General features: G+C 39.8%; 14 protein-coding genes and 3 tRNA genes. 7 read left to right on the top strand and 10 right to left on the bottom strand.

Annotated elements, in window-relative coordinates:
• Positions 1-3: 3 nt before the first annotated feature.
• Positions 4-720, bottom strand: coding sequence for a 7-cyano-7-deazaguanine synthase QueC (gene queC, locus IEY03_RS02865; protein ID WP_188839815.1), 717 nt, complete (start codon positions 718-720; stop codon positions 4-6).
• Positions 721-891: 171 nt separating this feature from the next.
• On the opposite strand from queC, the gene queE reads away from it, so the two are divergent.
• Complete coding sequence (queE, locus tag IEY03_RS02860; protein ID WP_188839814.1) at positions 892-1,560, top strand: 7-carboxy-7-deazaguanine synthase QueE; 669 nt, start codon at positions 892-894, stop codon at positions 1,558-1,560.
• Between the two features lie 179 nt (positions 1,561-1,739).
• On the opposite strand, the gene IEY03_RS02855 is transcribed toward queE, so the two are convergent.
• The 4 genes from IEY03_RS02855 to IEY03_RS02840 all read right to left on the bottom strand — a co-directional run bounded on the left by IEY03_RS02855 (position 1,740) and on the right by IEY03_RS02840 (position 3,315).
• Positions 1,740-2,813, bottom strand: a complete 1,074-nt coding sequence (locus IEY03_RS02855) for a PLP-dependent cysteine synthase family protein (RefSeq protein WP_188839813.1) — start codon at positions 2,811-2,813, stop codon at positions 1,740-1,742.
• Between the two features lie 180 nt (positions 2,814-2,993).
• Positions 2,994-3,078, bottom strand: a tRNA-Tyr gene (locus IEY03_RS02850).
• A gap of 28 nt (positions 3,079-3,106) precedes the next feature.
• Positions 3,107-3,191: transfer RNA gene (locus tag IEY03_RS02845), tRNA-Tyr, on the bottom strand.
• Between the two features lie 39 nt (positions 3,192-3,230).
• A tRNA-Tyr gene (locus IEY03_RS02840) sits at positions 3,231-3,315 on the bottom strand.
• A 125-nt stretch (positions 3,316-3,440) separates the two neighbouring features.
• Here IEY03_RS02840 and IEY03_RS02835 point away from each other — a divergent pair.
• The 3 genes from IEY03_RS02835 (at position 3,441) to IEY03_RS02825 (ending at position 6,782) form a co-directional block, all read left to right on the top strand.
• A complete protein-coding gene (locus tag IEY03_RS02835; protein WP_188839812.1) occupies positions 3,441-3,935 on the top strand; it encodes a VC2046/SO_2500 family protein in 495 nt (164 codons plus the stop codon).
• Between the two features lie 147 nt (positions 3,936-4,082).
• A complete protein-coding gene (locus tag IEY03_RS02830; protein ID WP_188839811.1) occupies positions 4,083-4,370 on the top strand; it encodes a DUF406 family protein in 288 nt (95 codons plus the stop codon).
• 195 nt (positions 4,371-4,565) lie between these two features.
• The gene (locus IEY03_RS02825) at positions 4,566-6,782 is read left to right on the top strand and encodes a putative bifunctional diguanylate cyclase/phosphodiesterase (RefSeq protein ID WP_188839810.1); all 2,217 of its coding nucleotides are present in this window, start codon (positions 4,566-4,568) and stop codon (positions 6,780-6,782) included.
• A gap of 43 nt (positions 6,783-6,825) precedes the next feature.
• Here IEY03_RS02825 and IEY03_RS02820 read toward each other — a convergent pair whose 3' ends face one another.
• Together IEY03_RS02820 and IEY03_RS02815 are read right to left on the bottom strand one after the other, a co-directional pair.
• Positions 6,826-7,335, bottom strand: a complete 510-nt coding sequence (locus IEY03_RS02820) for a YchJ family protein (protein WP_188839809.1) — start codon at positions 7,333-7,335, stop codon at positions 6,826-6,828.
• Positions 7,332-7,910 (bottom strand): nuclear transport factor 2 family protein, encoded by a 579-nt coding sequence (locus tag IEY03_RS02815; protein ID WP_188839808.1) that lies wholly within the window; start codon positions 7,908-7,910, stop codon positions 7,332-7,334. Before IEY03_RS02815 ends, IEY03_RS02820 begins: the two co-directional genes overlap by 4 nt.
• Before the next feature lie 111 nt (positions 7,911-8,021).
• On the opposite strand from IEY03_RS02815, the gene smrA reads away from it, so the two are divergent.
• Positions 8,022-8,624, top strand: coding sequence for a DNA endonuclease SmrA (gene smrA / locus IEY03_RS02810; RefSeq protein WP_229778175.1), 603 nt, complete (start codon positions 8,022-8,024; stop codon positions 8,622-8,624).
• Positions 8,625-8,701: 77 nt separating this feature from the next.
• Here smrA and IEY03_RS02805 read toward each other — a convergent pair whose 3' ends face one another.
• Positions 8,702-10,573, bottom strand: coding sequence for a M2 family metallopeptidase (locus tag IEY03_RS02805; protein WP_188839807.1), 1,872 nt, complete (start codon positions 10,571-10,573; stop codon positions 8,702-8,704).
• 191 nt (positions 10,574-10,764) lie between these two features.
• Here IEY03_RS02805 and psrA point away from each other — a divergent pair, with 191 nt between their 5' ends.
• Both psrA and IEY03_RS02795 read left to right on the top strand, forming a co-directional pair.
• The gene (psrA, locus tag IEY03_RS02800; protein WP_188839806.1) at positions 10,765-11,409 is read left to right on the top strand and encodes a TetR family transcriptional repressor PsrA; all 645 of its coding nucleotides are present in this window, start codon (positions 10,765-10,767) and stop codon (positions 11,407-11,409) included.
• An 18-nt stretch (positions 11,410-11,427) separates the two neighbouring features.
• On the top strand, positions 11,428-13,704 hold the full coding sequence (locus tag IEY03_RS02795) for an acyl-CoA dehydrogenase (RefSeq protein WP_188839805.1): 2,277 nt from the start codon (positions 11,428-11,430) through the stop codon (positions 13,702-13,704).
• A 495-nt stretch (positions 13,705-14,199) separates the two neighbouring features.
• Here the strand turns inward: IEY03_RS02795 and pyk are convergent, their stop codons facing one another.
• Both pyk and IEY03_RS02785 read right to left on the bottom strand, forming a co-directional pair.
• Positions 14,200-15,639, bottom strand: a complete 1,440-nt coding sequence (pyk, locus tag IEY03_RS02790) for a pyruvate kinase (protein WP_188839804.1) — start codon at positions 15,637-15,639, stop codon at positions 14,200-14,202.
• A 308-nt stretch (positions 15,640-15,947) separates the two neighbouring features.
• On the bottom strand, positions 15,948-16,802 hold the full coding sequence (locus IEY03_RS02785) for a MurR/RpiR family transcriptional regulator (protein WP_188839803.1): 855 nt from the start codon (positions 16,800-16,802) through the stop codon (positions 15,948-15,950).
• Between the last annotated feature and the right edge of the window lie 247 nt (positions 16,803-17,049).

Below are 17,049 nucleotides of genomic sequence, written 5' to 3'. Positions count from 1 at the left end.
CCTCTATTTTACTGAATGCACTTTTGCGTTTAAAGATTGCATAACCTGGTCAGCGTTTTGTAAATAATCATCTAAACCGCGTTGACGTAACAAACATGACGGACAATCTTTACACCCATCGCCAACTATTCCGTTATAACAGGTCAATGTTTGTTGTTTTATTAAGTCTAAATGTTGATATTTATCGGCTAAAGCCCAGGTTTCGGCTTTATTTAGCCACATTAATGGCGTAATGATTTTTACCGGCTTATCCATACCCAAGGCTAAACTATGCTGCATTGATTGTACAAACTCATTGCGACAATCAGGATAACCAGAAAAGTCGGTTTCACACACACCAGTAATAATCGCATCACATCCTAACTGATAGGCGTAAACACCAGCTAAAGTGAGAAATAAAATATTTCTACCTGGGACAAAAGTATTGGGTAACCCATTGTTCATTAACTCATGGGATACCGGTATTGAATCTCGTGTCAGTGCCGATATTGCTAATTCATTTAACAAGGTGGTGTCTAAGACCTTGTGGCTTGCAAGTTTAAGCTGCGCGGCTAATTTTTTTGCCACATCAATTTCTTGCCTGTGTCGCTGACCGTAGTCAAAGGTGATCCCATGCACTTCATCATATTCAGCAAGGGCCTGAATAAGGCAGGTAGTTGAGTCTTGTCCGCCGCTAAAAACGACTAATGCTTTGGTAGGCGATGAAGATGCTTGTGACATGAGTATTAACCTAATGAGAAACTAACGAGAATGATTGGTGCCATGAATGACTATTTTATCGCAGTGTTTCCAGTAATAGCAAAATTAATGCGCCTTTATCGAGCAGTTTCCTTGATACTGAACTTGAAATACACTATAAATGCCGCCCCAATAAATGAAAGCTGGTGAACAATGAATTATCCCGTAAATGAAGTATTTGAAACGATCCAAGGTGAAGGCATTTTTACTGGCGTACCGGCACTTTTTGTTCGTTTACAAAGCTGCCCGGTTGGCTGCTCTTGGTGTGATACAAAACAAACATGGGATGTATTAATTGAAAACAAAGTGTCACCAGAACAAGTGATTACCGTTGATGGCACTATTGGTCGCTGGGCTGATCATGATGGAAAAAGCTTAATTGCGGCATTTAATAGTAAAGGTTTTACAGCGAAACATGTGGTTATTACTGGTGGCGAGCCTTGCCTATATGATTTAACCGAATTAACTGAGCAATTAATTGAGGCTCATTACAGTGTGCAGATTGAAACCTCGGGTACATTTGAAGTCAAATGTCATGTCGATGCTTGGGTCACGGTATCGCCAAAAATCAACATGAAGGGCGGTTACAAAGTATTGCCTCAAGCACTTGAACGTGCGAATGAAATTAAGCATCCTATTGCAACAGATAAACACATTGAAGAATTGGATTTGCTGCTTAGTGGCGTAGACTTAACCGCTAAAACCATCTGTTTGCAGCCTATTAGTCAAAAACCTAGGGCAACTGAACTGGCAATGAAAGTCTGTATAGCCAGAAATTGGCGTTTATCGATTCAAACCCACAAATATTTGAATATTGATTAACATCCTTTATTCGCAATCAGCATCTGAACAAATATCACACCGCTTTTTAACTTCAAAATAGTCAATAACATACATAATGCATTAGCCTATTTGTTAGGCTAATGCCGATTTATAATGTTATTTGGACCTTATTGAAACAAATATGGTCTTTTCTTATAAAAATAACTGCTTACCTAAGACTAACAATCAAATTTGCTCAGTCGACCGGTTTGATTGAATTCACCTAATTGGGCTTCAAACTGCTTGAAGCAGCCAATGTTATCGTCAATCCACTGCGAATTGTAATAGGTGTCTAAATACCTCTCCCCAGCATCGCAAATCAAAGTAACAATAGATCCTTCTTGACCCTCATCTTGCATTCGTGTGGCTAATTGCAATGCGCCATAAAGATTGGTTCCTGTAGAGGCACCCGTTTTGCGGCCAATTAAGCATTCTAGCCATTGAATCGTTGCTATAGATGCCGCATCCGGAACTTTTTGCATTTCATCAACAACCCCTGCAATAAATGAAGGTTCTACTCTTGGCCGGCCAATACCTTCTATTTTACTGCCTGATGTGCCCGTTAACGACTTATCGCCACTATGAAAATAATCATAAAAAACCGAGTTTTCTGGGTCGACAACACATAGTTGAGTTGAAAGTTGTTGATAGCGAATATAGCGTCCAATAGTGGCAGATGTGCCGCCTGTACCAGGACTCATTACAATCCAATGTGGAATAGGGTGTGGCTCGCGCTGCATTTGGATGAAAATCGAATCGGCAATATTGTTGTTACCGCGCCAGTCAGTGGCTCTTTCTGCAAAAGTAAATTGATCCATATAATGGCCATTTAGCTCTTTTGCAAGGCGTTCTGACTCTGCATATATTTGATTGCTACTGTCGACAAAATGACATTTTCCCCCGTAAAACTCGATTTGTTGAATCTTCTTTTTTGCGGTTGATTTTGGCATAACCGCAATAAAGGGCAGGCCAATTAACCGTGCAAAGTAGGCTTCAGAAACCGCAGTACTGCCAGAGGATGATTCAATAATGGTGGTGGTTTCATTAATCCAGCCGTTACATAAAGCATAAAGGAAAAGTGAACGGGCTAATCTATGTTTCAAACTGCCCGTTGGATGAGTGCTTTCATCTTTAAGATAAATATCAATGCCGCGAAGGTTTGGTAAATCGAGCTTAATAAGGTGAGTGTCAGCAGAACGCTGATAATCGGCATCAATTTTGGCAATGGCCAGGTTAACCCAATTCGACGGCATGGTATTTTCTCATTTTGATTATTAATAACTTAATATTAAAGAAAAAAGCCAATGAAACCTAGCGACAAATAAACAGCAACATAAGATGAGTGAGTTTTAACTCAAAAGGGTGATAAACAAAACTGAATAAAAATGAAAATAACAGATAGGGAGAAATGAAGTACAAATTAAGATGTAAAGTGGTGGAGGGAGAAGGATTCGAACCTTCGAAGGCTGAGCCGTCAGATTTACAGTCTGATCCCTTTGGCCACTCGGGAACCCCTCCACTGAGATAGATAAATAAGCAAGAAAGATGGTGGAGGGAGAAGGATTCGAACCTTCGAAGGCTGAGCCGTCAGATTTACAGTCTGATCCCTTTGGCCACTCGGGAACCCCTCCACGAATTTCTTTTTCGTCTATCTAAATTTACATCGCAAATGGTGGAGGGAGAAGGATTCGAACCTTCGAAGGCTGAGCCGTCAGATTTACAGTCTGATCCCTTTGGCCACTCGGGAACCCCTCCTCAATTGCGGCCGCCATAGTAGACAGAATCCTATTATATGTAAAGCCAAAAAATGAAAATTTTATTAAAGTTATAGTGCGATTGGTCGATAAAATAGCATTGAGTCGTAATAGTGTTGTTTTTATATGCAAATTGAGTCACTGCTGATAAATGAATTACAGCTAGGCAGTCGTTTGAATGCTGCGGTTGAGCACCAACGTCGGGGTGAATTTGCCTTGTTGTTAGCGCTACTTTCTGCCGATAGCAGTGACATGGCACAATTTCAATTTGATAAAGATCTGACAATTAATCAAAAACTGTATAAAAAATTTGAGTTACCACAGCCGCAAGCACTAGTAGACGATCTCTCTACAAGCAGCCAACACAAGGATAATTCTTTAGTATTTCACTCACATGGTTTACGTCAATTTCACTTGCAACAAAATTTATCTCCAGAAGCCATGGTTATTCGTGGCAAACATCAAGATGGAATAGCTCAAGTGCTGAGTAACACCAGTGTACTCATTAAATCAAAATACGAAAATAATCAGGTTTCTCCAGAACTATTAGAAGATATGCATTTTGTTGAACAATTAGAACGGCAGCGTCAAATAAGCCAAACCATGCAAATATGCGCTTAAACACCAGCAGTTGTATTTATGTTTGCAGGAAAGTTACTCTGAAATTATGTGAGCCAAGCAAAAGCAATTTGATATCGGTTAGCTTATGATGCATTCAATTGATTCGATGAACTGTAAATTTTGCAGTAATAAAGTGCGGTGAACCAGATGGTTAAGAAAATTCGTGAGCAACAGCAAAATGTAAATGATACCTGCACAGATTGTGGTAGTTTTGTTGATATCGGTGCAGTAATTGATGAGCACGATACAGAGTTAATGTTAATGTTTACTGGCGAATCTGCAAAAAATGACGCACAAGCGATTGCCAATAAAGCTATACAACGCTTTGACCATGTCGTTGTTGATATGGCCATGATGGATAATAACATCCAGTTGACGCTCACTTTTGCGGTAACGGTTGAAAAGATGTTATTTCAAATGGAAAATAAATTTTAAATTTTCGTTACAGTAAACTGTTTTCGGTATAATCTAGCGAAAACATTTTTAATAAACCTTTTAATTTAAAGAGTTAATGACAAGCTTATTGTTAAGCTCCCAATGGGGTGTAATTGATTATCTGCAAGTTACCAATGAGTAACTAGACCAATAATTCAGCAGACCAGCAATGCACGATGTCTTTTCGGGAAAATAATGACACAAGAACAGAACAGGCACCTGTTAGAGTTAATTGTAAACTCTAGTGCAAAACAGCAGGGGAATTTTACTAAAACCTCTGAACTGGTTAGTAGACTTTTGCAGGAGCATTTTGTTGCTTCATCTGTCTCTATTTGGCTGTTCGACGAAAAATTTGAAAGTGAACAAGCGGTCGCTGAAAATCAACAAACGTCATTTAATTCCTGTTCTAAAAGACTTATCGCCCATTATTGCCAAATCGATTTAAATCAATCAAAGCCTGCTTTTGATACTCAACAATCAGAAATTCAATTTAGTTTTTTTGATGAGTTAAGGCGTCACCGTTTTATTGCTGCTGATAATATCAGCGCAGAAACACAGCTAATCCATTCATTCGAGTATTATCAACAGCACTCAATTCTCAGTACGTTGAATGTGGCAATACGGATCAATGGCCATATTGAGGGTGTGTTAACCATTGAATTTAAACAAGCATTTGAATGGCTACATGATCAAATTCAAATAGTGATCCAGTGCGCCGATCAGTTGGCTCTGACATTAGCAACTCGATATTCTTACGATAAGTCGGAACAGATAAATTTACTTCGTAATGCCGCAGAACATTCAGATCATGTGGTAATGATTGTGAACCTTGATACTTTGATGGTCGATTATGTCAATTTTGCACATCAAAAAATGACTGGGCTATTACGCAGTGATATCGAACATCACAGTGTGATGAATCTGGATATTTTTAGAAACAAACCTGACGTACTACAATATGTGCTTGATAAACTTGCCAACAATGAAAGTGTTATTGGCGATATCAAGCTTAAACGCATTGATAATAAAGCATATTGGCTACATTACCATGTAACAGGTTTTACCACCCAATTGGGTAATAGTTACGCATTGGTATCAAGTTATGATATTTCTTCTGAGTTTCAACATAAAGCTGACTTAGAGCACTTAGCATGGCATTGCAGTTTAACTGGATTACATAATCGCTCATTTTTCACCCCTGTGTTAGACAGGGCAACAGATGGCATATTACTGCTGGTCGATTTATTGGGGTTTAAACGTTTTAATGATTCCCATGGACATGAGCAAGGCGACTCATTACTGATAGAAGTTGCTAGACGTATTAAACATTTTAGTAAAAATCATGATGCTGTCGAAGTCGCCCGTATAGGAAGCGACGAGTTTTGTATTTTACTTCCTAAAGTGCCAGATGGAATTGGGCTAGATGAACTTGTTAGTAAATTGATGGCCAACTTATCGGCTTTTGCCGTAATAAACCGTGAAAAAGTAGAGCCTAAACCCGCTATTGCCGTTGTTGATATTGCATCAGTAGTTAATTATTTTTCTCCCTTATCGTGTGCAGATATTGCTTTACAATATGCCAAGAAAAAGTCTTTAGAACACTATCAGTTTTTCAATCAAGATTTATTGCAACAATTTAAAAATAACGCTGACATTGAAAAAGACCTGCAGTATGCCATCAAAGGTCGTCAATTTGAGTTGTATTATCAACCATTAATGGACCTTCAAAATCATTGTTACATTGGTGCTGAAGCGTTAATACGTTGGAACCATCCTAAAAAAGGTGTGTTGTATCCTGGTGCATTTATCGACATTGCAGAACAATCTGGGATGATCAATGCCTTAGGTACTTGGGTGTTAGAAAATGCTTGCAAGCAACTTAACCTTTGGCAGCATAAAAATGTTAATATCACTATGCATGTTAACGTCGCGGCAAGGCAGTTTTTCAGTGGTGATCTTTTCGAACAAGTATGGGATTTATTAAATCGCTATCGCATTAAACCTAAGAGTTTAATTCTCGAAATTACCGAGACTGAGTTAATGGGTGATATTCGTTATGCGACCAATTTATGCCAAGAATTAGCTGATTTAGGGGTCGGTATAGCCATCGATGATTTCGGTACCGGTTACAGTTCGATGAAATATTTAAAACAGTTTCCTATAACCAAGCTGAAAATTGATCGCTCATTTATCATGGACATTTCATCTAGCAAGCAAAGCCGTGAAATTGTCAGTGCAATTATTGCTATGGCAAAAGCACTTAATATATCGATTACAGCTGAAGGTGTTGAAACAAAAGAACAAGAAGAGTTTCTTGAGAAAATGGCTTGTGAACATGCTCAGGGCTTCTTATACAGCCCTGCGATACGTGTTAATGATTTCAACAACTTAATTCTAGCTAAACTGCAATAATGTATGTAGTCTAAAATAATCATATAGGTTAATAATCAACCTTTTACTTGCCACAACACTGCTTAAATTTTTTTCCGCTATGACAAACACAAGCGTCATTACGCTTGGGCAAAGCCGCTTCCATTTGAACCCCCTGGGTGTAAAACCATTGACCATTTTGTTGCACAAAATGAGAACGTTCAAAAATTGCATCAACACTTTTACCGTGTTTATACCATGCTTTAAAGGTGACAAATGCTTGTAGACTTCCGACTAAATTTTCAACAAAATCTGAATGATGATTTTCAATCAACCCATGTTCTAACACAGTTAATCCTAACCACTGTGTGTCACCTTGTGCTAGTTGTGTTGCCGTTAAGCCATTGAGATATGTTTGATGGTGAGTGTGAATGAGATAATCAAAGGCATTAACCACAAATGCACAATAGCGTGAACGCATTAATTGCTCAGCACTTTCCGCTAGTTTGGTATTGGTGTGAAATCCGTGGCAACAATCTTGGTAAGTTAGCTTACTGTTACAAGGGCAGAGGTTGGATGCTGTAAATGCTATCATTCTGATTGTGTTGTAATTTGTTGTATAAATTGACGTCCATAATACCAATTTGGCATGGGTTTGGCGCTATAGTAAAACTCTGGTTTAGAGCGAGTGTTAGAGTCGACACTTATTTTCCATTCATCATCTGACGTACGGGTGGACACGGTAACAAATTTACCCGCAAATTCACTTATTGGCTCACCAGAGTCTTCTCCTGGATGGAATTTAACCAGATAATAACCCACATCAGTTGACTGATTTTCAGAAAGTTGTCGCATCACAACTCGAAAATCAATTTCAATTTTTGCTTTTTTGTGACGGATTTTATTAAAGAATTTTTGGTATAAATCAATAATATTTTTTCGACCAAAAACAATGTCTTTGTCTTGCGTTTCAGAAATATATACAGCTTGATCAACATAAATATTATTGACAGCATCCATGTTTAACTGCTCAAACCCTTGCGCAATCAGCTGGTAATTTTGATTGAGTTTATCGTTATCCACTTGGGTACTTGCAAAACAAAAAGAGGCGCTTGCCAAAATAAGGAAGCTGAATAACACAGGGATAAGTGACAGTTTTAAAAAATTCATTAAAGCGTTTTTCTCGTTTGGTTGATCTGTTTCACAGCTTTGCGTGTACTATAAATTATTATGCAGCATCGCAATAGCACATAATTATTACAAATTGTGTAGGAGGTAATTGTGGAACGACTCGATGACAAGGCTTCATTTTTTCAAGAGATGGCAGATGTTAAGCCCTTAAAAGAAAGCCACAAAACACAATTCAATCGAGTAGGTGTGCAACTTATTCCGACAGTAGGGCAATTAACTAAACAAGCCGCATTAAATGAACATGAGCTATTAGCCATGTTACCCATAATTCCTTTTGAGTTTGCAGTTGTATCGCCAGATGAAATAGTTGCTGTTAAACATGATGGTATGCAAGAAGCGGTTTATAAAAGGCTGAGACTGGGCAAATATGACATCAAGACGATATTAGATTTACACGAATACAGCTTACAACAGGCCCGGTTAAGCCTAGTCAGTTGTATTTTTGCAGCAATAGAGCGTGGTGAGCGTAATATTTTACTCATTCATGGTAAAGGTTATCACAGTAAACCTTATCCTGGATTGATGAAAAGTGCTGTTTGTCACTGGTTGTCGGTTATTGAACAGGTCGCGGCTTTTCATAGTGCAACGCGTGAGCAAGGTGGTACGGGGGCTTTATTTGTTGTGCTTAAAAAATCATCACAGCAAAGAGTTGAGAACAGCGAGCTAAATAGAAAGGGAGGTGGTTTTAGGTAAATAAAAAACGCCAAATGAGATTGGCGTTTTTATTGAAATTTAATCAAAGCATATATTTTTTGATAAATATTAATTTATTACCAACCACATTGGCGGCTAGCCTGAGTGTTTTGTTCATCTAACCACACTTGTAATGGAGCAAAATAATCGAGTACCGCTTTTGCATCCATTTGCTTAGTGCCGGTAACAACATTCAATGCTTCCGGCCATGGCTGACTCGCACCCATTTCAAGCATTTCATTTAATTTTGCACCAGCATCTTTATTACCATAAATACTGCAGCGGTGAACGGGTCCTGTATCGCCGGCGATATCACATAAGGCCTTATGGAACTGGAACTGTAACACGTGAGCAAGGAAGTAGCGGGTGTAAGGGACATTGCCTGGTACATGGTATTTAGCGCCTGGATCAAAATCCATTTCAGAACGGGCTATTGGTGCTTTGACACCTTGGTATTTTTCACGTAAATCCCACCATGCTTGGTTGTATTGCTCTGGTTTTATCGTGCCGTTAAATACCTGCCAACGCCACTGATCGATCATTAATCCAAATGGCATAAAGGCAATTTTATCTAATGCTTGTTTAAGCAATAAACCAATATCTTTGTCGGCATCAGGTACTGTGTCCAGTAAGCCTATTTGCTGGAGATACTTTGGCGTGATAGATAAGGCTATCGTGTCACCAATGGCTTCATGGAAGCCATCATTAGCAGAATTTTTAAAGATAAATGGTTGTTCTTTATAGGCGCGTTGATAAAAGTTATGCCCAAGTTCATGGTGAATCACTGTAAAATCTTCAGCAGTCTTTTGGATACACATCTTAATACGAATATCATCAAGGTTATCTAAATCCCAAGCAGAAGCATGACAGACAACATCACGATCCTGTGGTTGAACAAACATAGAACGGCTCCAAAATGAATCCGGTAGTTTGTCAAAGCCGAGTGAAGTAAAGAACCCTTCAGCTTGTTTTACCATTTTCACTTCATCATAACCATTTTCAGCTAGGAGGGCGGTAACATTATATCCAGGATCGGCATTGTCAGGGGCAACTGAATGATAGATTGTCCCCCATTGTTGTGCCCACATGTTGCCCAACAAATGTGCTGGAATGGGGCCCGTTTTAGGGGCGACATCATCACCGTATTTTTCATTTAACTCGCCACGGACATAACAGTGAAGAGAATCATATAGCGGCTTAATTTGTCCCCAAAGTCGGTCTAATTCGGCAGAAAATGCTGCGGGTTCCATGTCATATTGACTTCGCCATAATTCAGATAAATCTCGATAGCCTAAATCGCGAGCACCTTCATTCGCGAGTTCTACCTCACGTTGAAATAAAGGGCGCATCGGCTTCGCTATTTCACGCCAGCCTTGCCATGCTTCTAATAGCAGCGCTGGATCACTTGATTCTGCCATCAGATTTGATAATTCTGGTTGAGTTAAACATTTACCATCGGCAAAACAATATTTGCCTTTACCATATAGTCCATTTAATTCAGAGCTTATTTTAGCAAGTTCAGCATTCTTAGCCGGATCAAGGGGGGCAGGTAACACTAAACTGCTACGTAAACTGTTGAGCTTACGCGCGTTAATAGGATCCAAGTCGACATTGGCAAATTTCGCCGTTTCAGTAGCGTAGCGAACCGATGTTGAGATTACCTTTTCACCCATTGCAGCAGAAAGCGCGGCGGTATCTTCAGTAATGAAATTAGAATATATCCATTCCGCACGATTGGCTTCTATTGATAGTTGAGCTAAATCGGCCTCAGCTTGCTCAATAAATGCAATTGCTGAGCGAGTATCAATTACCTTAGCTTGTTGCGTTACCGCTGTGTTTTGCGCTGGATTATTGTGGTTAAGCTGGTCACTTTCACCACAGGCAGCAGTGCCCAGCGCCATAGCAATGAGTAACGCAGTTTTAGACGGTCGTTTTAAAGGCAAATTCATTTTATTTTTCCTTGTTGTTATTTGTGCCACAGTGTACCTAAAATTTTTGTATATTGCATACAAGTTAAAGTTGTTAACGTACAGCTAGGGTTTGTAGCGAATTTGATAGCTAAATAAGCTAAATTTAAATTGACATCTGTTCGCTCAATGATTAATTTAAACGGGTGTTTAAATTGAGAGTGAGTTAGAGGATGGCAGGTCGTACTGATACCAAAACAAGAATTCTAGACGCAGCAGAAAAACTGTTTGCGGAACGAGGATTTTCAGAAACGTCTTTGCGTTTAATCACCAGTAAAGCTGAAGTGAACTTAGCATCGGTTAATTATCATTTCGGTTCGAAAAAAGAATTAATTCGAGCAGTGTTAGCAAGATATCTTGATGTATTTATGCCAACGGCTGCTAGTGAAATAAAAAGACTACACTTAGCACCAGAGCATGCGTCATTAAATGAAATATTTTCGGCATTAATTAAACCATTATTAGAACTTAACAAAGTACGTAATGGCGGTACGATTATATTTTTACAACTGCTAGGTCGTGGCTATATTGAAAGCCAAGGGCATCTACGTTGGTTTATCACAACCCATTACGGCCAACACTTGAGTACATTTGTGCAAGCCGTATCGGCAAGTGCGCCTCATATACCACCGGCTGAAATGTTTTGGCGTTTGCATTTCACCCTTGGCACCATTGTATTCACTATGGCGTCAGCCGATGCATTAAATGAAATTGCCGCTTCAGATTATGGTGAACACAACAATACCGAAGCCATTATCCGCAAAGTTATTCCCTACATGGCAGCGGGTGTTGCTGTGCCAGTTATATCTAACGAGTAAAACTTAAGAAGGTTAAAAATGAGTATTCTTATATTACTGATTATTGCTGTTGCTGTGCTCTTTGGCGTGCGCAGTGTCAGAATGCAAGTTATCACACGTCCTGCATTTACATTTTTCAAAAAAGTTCTGCCGCCATTATCGAGCACAGAAAAAGAAGCCATGGAAGCAGGCGATGTATGGTGGGAAGGGGAGTTATTCCGTGGTAAGCCTGATTGGAATAAGCTCCATGGTTATGCAAAACCAACTTTAACCCCTGACGAGCAGAGCTTCTTAGACAATCAAGTTCAAACCGCGTTAACTATGATCGATGATTTTGACATTGTTCATAACCGTAAAGATTTGCCTCCTGAATTGTGGGAATACTTCAAAAAAGAAGGCTTCTTTGCCCTCATTATTCCTAAGAAATACGGTGGCCGCGAGTTTTCTGCTTATGCCAACTCTACTATCGTAGCTAAAATCGCAACACGCAGTGTCAGTGCGGCTGTGACGGTTATGGTGCCTAACTCGTTAGGCCCTGGTGAGCTATTGACTCACTATGGTACTCAAGAGCAAAAAGATCGCTGGTTACCCTCTTTAGCTGTGGGTAAAGAATTACCGTGCTTTGCGTTAACAGGTCCTGAAGCGGGTTCTGATGCGGGGGCCATTCCTGATATCGGTATTGTTTGTCGTCAAGAATTTGAAGGCGAAGAAACCTTAGGGATCAGTTTAACTTGGAACAAACGTTACATTACCTTAGCACCAGTTGCTACTGTACTGGGTTTAGCGTTCCAAATGCGCGATCCTGATAAGTTGTTGGGTGACAAGAAAAACCTGGGTATTACCTGTGCGTTGATCCCAACCGATCATGCGGGTGTTGAAATTGGTCGTCGCCATAATCCATTAATGATGGCATTTATGAACGGCACCACCAGCGGTAAAGATGTATTCATTCCATTGGATTGGATCATTGGTGGTCCACAATATGCGGGTAAAGGTTGGAGAATGTTGGTCGAGTGTCTATCAGCAGGTCGTGGCATTTCGCTACCTGCATTAGCGACAGCATCTGGCCACGTTACTACCAAAACTACAACGGCCTATAGTTACGTCCGTCAGCAGTTTGGTATGCCAATTGGAAACTTTGAAGGTGTACAAGAAGCGCTGGCACGAATTATAGCTAATACCTATCAGTTAGAAGCCGCGCGTCGTCTAACAACAACAGGTATCGATGCTAACGTTAAGCCATCTGTGGTCACTGCCATCGCTAAATACCACATGACTGAGTTAGGTCGTGATGTGTTAGAAGATGCAATGGATATTCAATCAGGTAAAGGGATTCAGTTAGGACCTAAAAACTATTTAGGTCACGCATTTATGGCGAACCCAATTTCAATTACCGTTGAAGGTGCGAACATTTTAACCCGTTCATTGATGATTTTCGGTCAAGGTGCCACTCGTTGCCATCCTTATGTGCTTGCAGAAATGGAAGCGGCAGGAATGGAAGATGAAACTGCGGCAGTAGATCGTTTCGACCAGTTATTATTGGGTCATATTGGTTATGCCACTCGTAATGCGTTGAGTTCTTTTGCAAATGCTCTAACAGGAAGCCGTTTGTCATCATCACCTGTAAGTGGCCCAACCCAAAAGTACTATCGTGATATGAATCGTATTTCGTCTTCATTGGCAATTATGACTGACTTATCTATGTTAATTATGGGCGGTGATCTTAAACGTAAAGAAATGATTTCAGCCAGAATGGGTGATGTGTTAAGTCAATTGTATCTTGCATCTGCAACATTGAAATTTTATGAAGACAATGGTCGTCAGCATGATGATTTACCGAGTGTGCATTATGTGATGACTGAACGTCTTCACTTAGCAGCTAAAGCACTTGAAGATGCCATCCGTAATTTCCCAAGCAAAATTGCGGGAGTATTACTGAAAGTATTAATCTTCCCATTAGGTAACCACTTTACCGCGCCAAGTGATAAAGCGGCAGTTGAATTAGTAAAAGCTATGCTTAAACCTAGTCCAGCACGTGATCGTATTACCTTCTTGTGTGGCGAGTTTGACGGTGACACTGGTGGCATTGCGGAAGTAGAAGATGCATTCCTTGCTAAATATGCCGCAAGAGAATTGTATAAGAAACTGAAAAAAGCACAGCGCAGTGGTCATATTAAATCAAAACTACCTATGCTGGAGTTGTTTGAGGTGGCCTTAGAAAAAGACATCATTACTGATGCTGAATATCAACAATTACTTGAAGCGGATAAGAAGCGTTTAGCTGCTATCAACGTTAATGATTTTGAAAAGCTATAACCTACTGGCCAAATAATAAGGTTAGGGATTACATGCAAAAACGCTGACATTGTTCAGCGTTTTTTTATGGCATGAAATAAGTGAATGATATCTGCAAAACTGAATCAAAACTTAGCTAATCCAGTTGGCATTGAAGTTTAGTTTAATAACCGAAATATGATGATAGGGTAAATTAAGTTGAGTCGAGTCGAGCCGTAAATCATATTATAAAACGCATAAAAACCTGTAAAAGAAAAACGAGTCTAAAGAAAAGTATTTATCTTACTCATGACAAACTTAAATTGAGCAGGGCATTTAAGGCGGGGGTATACGTCACAGAAAACCCTTTGTCGCTTTAAAATTCAGTTATGACAGCTTGAGAAGCAAAGTGCCGTTTGAAATGTATTAATCAGCTGAATATGAGAATTGCAAAAAACAAAAACGCCAATCATATGATTGGCGTTTTTAATTAACTATAGCACTTGGGCCTAGTGACGAGATTTAGCCACGAATAGCTTAAGCCACAACCAGTACTTTACAGGTATTGGTGCCACCTACGGTTTCCATAGCATCGCCCTTGGTCATTAATACCATGTCACCGCTGCTTAAGTAGCCTGCTGCAACCATAGTGTTTAATGCTTCACGCGCTAACTCATCAGCACCATAGGCTGTTGAATCAAAATACATAGGTTGTACACCACGGTATAATGCCATTTTCGCAAGTGTTTTCTGATGACGTGATAGCGCAAAAATCGGTAATGAAGAGCTGATACGAGACATTAGTTTCGCCGTAGCACCTGATTCGGTTAACGAAATAATGGCTTTAACACCTTCAAGGTGATTTGCCGCATACATAGTTGATAGAGCAATGGTTTCTTCAATAGAGGTGAAGCTTTGCTCTAAACGATGCTTAGAAACTTTCACGCTAGGGTGTGATTCAGCTCCAACGCAGACGTTTGCCATTGCTTTTACGGTTTCTTCAGGGAAGTCACCCGCAGCCGTTTCGGCAGATAACATAACTGCATCAGTACCGTCTAATACTGCGTTAGCAACGTCCATCACTTCAGCGCGCGTTGGCATTGGGCTTGAAATCATTGATTCCATCATTTGAGTCGCTGTAATAACAGCTTTGTTCAATTGACGTGAACGCTGAATTAAACGTTTCTGAACCGCAACCAATGCGGCATCACCAATTTCAACACCTAAGTCACCACGGGCAACCATAACAACATCAGATGCTCGAATAACATCATCCATTGCTTCATCAGTGGCAACCGCTTCAGCACGTTCAACTTTTGCAACGATAAGAGCATTGCTACCAGCTTCTACCGCTAATTTACGTGCTAGGTCTAAATCAGCACCTGTACGAGGGAATGAAACTGCTAGGTAATCAACATCAATTAATGCAGCTGTTTTAATGTCAGCCATATCTTTTTCAGTTAATGCCGGCGCAGTTAAACCACCACCTTGCTTGTTGATACCTTTGTTGTTTGATAAAGGACCTGCAACAGTCACGCTAGTAAATACCTTGTTACCTTCAACGCTGTCTACGCGCAATTGCACACGTCCATCGTCTAACATCAAAATATCACCAATGACGACGTCTCTTGGCAATTCTTTGTAGTCGATACCTACTTGCTGTTGATCGCCCAGCCCTTTACCTAAATCTGCATCAAGAATGAATTTATCACCCAGTGTCAGTTTAATTTTCATGTTGTCTTTAAATGTCGACACACGAATTTTTGGACCTTGTAAGTCACCTAAGATAGCGACATGTTTGCCTAACTCTTTAGCAATAGCACGTACTTCGTTAGCGCGTTTCAAATGGTCTTCAGGAGAACCATGAGAGAAGTTCATACGAACAACGTTGGCACCGGCTTTAATAATTTTACGTAAATTATCATCGCGGTCAGTTGCTGGGCCTAGAGTGGTAACGATTTTTGTTCTGCGGAACATGACATACTCCGTTAAATTTAAAGGAAAGATTAAAGTTGAATAAAATTGGCTATTAAAAGTACGCTTCGATTCTGGTACTAAAAATGATGGATATATAGTAGCAGAGATTTATGTCAAATGTAGTAAAGTTACAAACAAAAAGTCAGTATTTAATGTGTATATTTTGTGACAGAGAAAAGGTTTTTCATAAAAAAAGGCTAAAACACCTAAGTGATCAGCCTTTGATTTAAATTTTTTGCTCGCCAGTGTACAACAGCCTGAAAGATAATTTTGTTGTAACTCACAGTCAAAAAGGGCGTAATTGTTGATTAAATCGTCATATCTTTGTTCACGCGTGATTCTTTTAGTACTTCTTTAACGCGTTTTAGATTGTCTCTAAAGCGTGGGCCGCGGCGCAGTGTAAAGCCTGTGGCCAGTACGTCTATAGTCACTAGCTGTGCTAAGCGTGATGCCATTGGTAAGTAGAGGTCGGTATCTTCTGGTACTTCCATTGTCACTGGCAAAGTGCACTCAAGTGATAAGGGAGAATTACGTGCTGTGATACCAATAACGGCTGCACCATTTTCGCGGGCGATTCTCGCGATTTCAATTAACGATTTTGTTCGGCCTGTGTGCGAAATCAATACGACTACGTCACCTTCATTTGAGTTAATGCAACTCATGCGCTGCATGAGTACGTCATCAAAACAGATAACAGGAACGTTAAAGCGAAAGAATTTGTTTTGCGCATCATGGGCAACAGAAGATGAAGCACCTAAACCAAAAAATGAAATTGTTTTAGCCTGGGTTAGGATATCTACCGCTTTATTTACCGCTGCAATATCGAGGCTTTGACGGGCTGTATCAAGCGATGCCATTGAAGATTCGAAGATTTTTGTGGTGTAAGACTCTGGGCTATCATCTTCTTCTACATGGCGACTAACATAAGGTGTGCCATTAGCAAGACTTTGTGCCAAATGTAACTTAAAATCAGGGAAGCCCTTTGTGTCTAAACGACGACAAAAGCGGTTTACTGTCGGTTCACTCACATCGGCCATTTTTGCTAATGTGGCAATACTAGAGTGAATGGCTGTTTGCGGCGAGGCTAAAATAACTTCGGCTACTTTACGTTCAGACTTACTAAATTTTGCCAGGTTGTTTTGAACCTTTTCAAGTGTATTCATAATCATGCATCCGCAAATATTGGGTAATGTAATTTTATATCAGAAGTCAGTGCAATCGAGGGAATTAAGTTGTTTTTATACCTTCTGAAAGTCAACTGTAGTAAATTTTCAATTGTTCTTTCAACTGCGAAACTTCTGTTACTGTCTATGAGTGTTGAAAATCATAGCAGATAACGTACCAAAATGACTATATGCTAAACAAGAGATTAATTTCAAAATATTGATGCATATTTTAAATTCTGTTGTT

Source organism: Shewanella aestuarii (assembly GCF_014647215.1).
GTDB lineage: Bacteria > Pseudomonadota > Gammaproteobacteria > Enterobacterales > Shewanellaceae > Shewanella > Shewanella aestuarii.
The sequence above is the reverse complement of the archived record's forward strand: the minus strand, read 5'-3'. Positions and strand labels throughout refer to the sequence as shown.

Bases quoted from the DNA above. Each gene is read 5' to 3' on its own strand.
- queC (WP_188839815.1), bottom strand. From the start codon at position 720: ATGTCACAAGCATCTTCATCGCCTACCAAAGCATTAGTCGTTTTTAGC.
- IEY03_RS02805 (WP_188839807.1), bottom strand. From the start codon at position 10,573: ATGAATTTGCCTTTAAAACGACCGTCTAAAACTGCGTTACTCATTGCT.
- IEY03_RS02785 (WP_188839803.1), bottom strand. From the start codon at position 16,802: ATGAATACACTTGAAAAGGTTCAAAACAACCTGGCAAAATTTAGTAAG.
- psrA (WP_188839806.1), top strand. From the start codon at position 10,765: ATGGCAGGTCGTACTGATACCAAAACAAGAATTCTAGACGCAGCAGAA.
- IEY03_RS02835 (WP_188839812.1), top strand. From the start codon at position 3,441: ATGCAAATTGAGTCACTGCTGATAAATGAATTACAGCTAGGCAGTCGT.
- queE (WP_188839814.1), top strand. From the start codon at position 892: ATGAATTATCCCGTAAATGAAGTATTTGAAACGATCCAAGGTGAAGGC.
- IEY03_RS02820 (WP_188839809.1), bottom strand. From the start codon at position 7,335: ATGATAGCATTTACAGCATCCAACCTCTGCCCTTGTAACAGTAAGCTA.
- IEY03_RS02855 (WP_188839813.1), bottom strand. From the start codon at position 2,813: ATGCCGTCGAATTGGGTTAACCTGGCCATTGCCAAAATTGATGCCGAT.
- IEY03_RS02815 (WP_188839808.1), bottom strand. From the start codon at position 7,910: ATGAATTTTTTAAAACTGTCACTTATCCCTGTGTTATTCAGCTTCCTT.
- IEY03_RS02830 (WP_188839811.1), top strand. From the start codon at position 4,083: ATGGTTAAGAAAATTCGTGAGCAACAGCAAAATGTAAATGATACCTGC.
- pyk (WP_188839804.1), bottom strand. From the start codon at position 15,639: ATGTTCCGCAGAACAAAAATCGTTACCACTCTAGGCCCAGCAACTGAC.
- IEY03_RS02825 (WP_188839810.1), top strand. From the start codon at position 4,566: ATGACACAAGAACAGAACAGGCACCTGTTAGAGTTAATTGTAAACTCT.
- IEY03_RS02795 (WP_188839805.1), top strand. From the start codon at position 11,428: ATGAGTATTCTTATATTACTGATTATTGCTGTTGCTGTGCTCTTTGGC.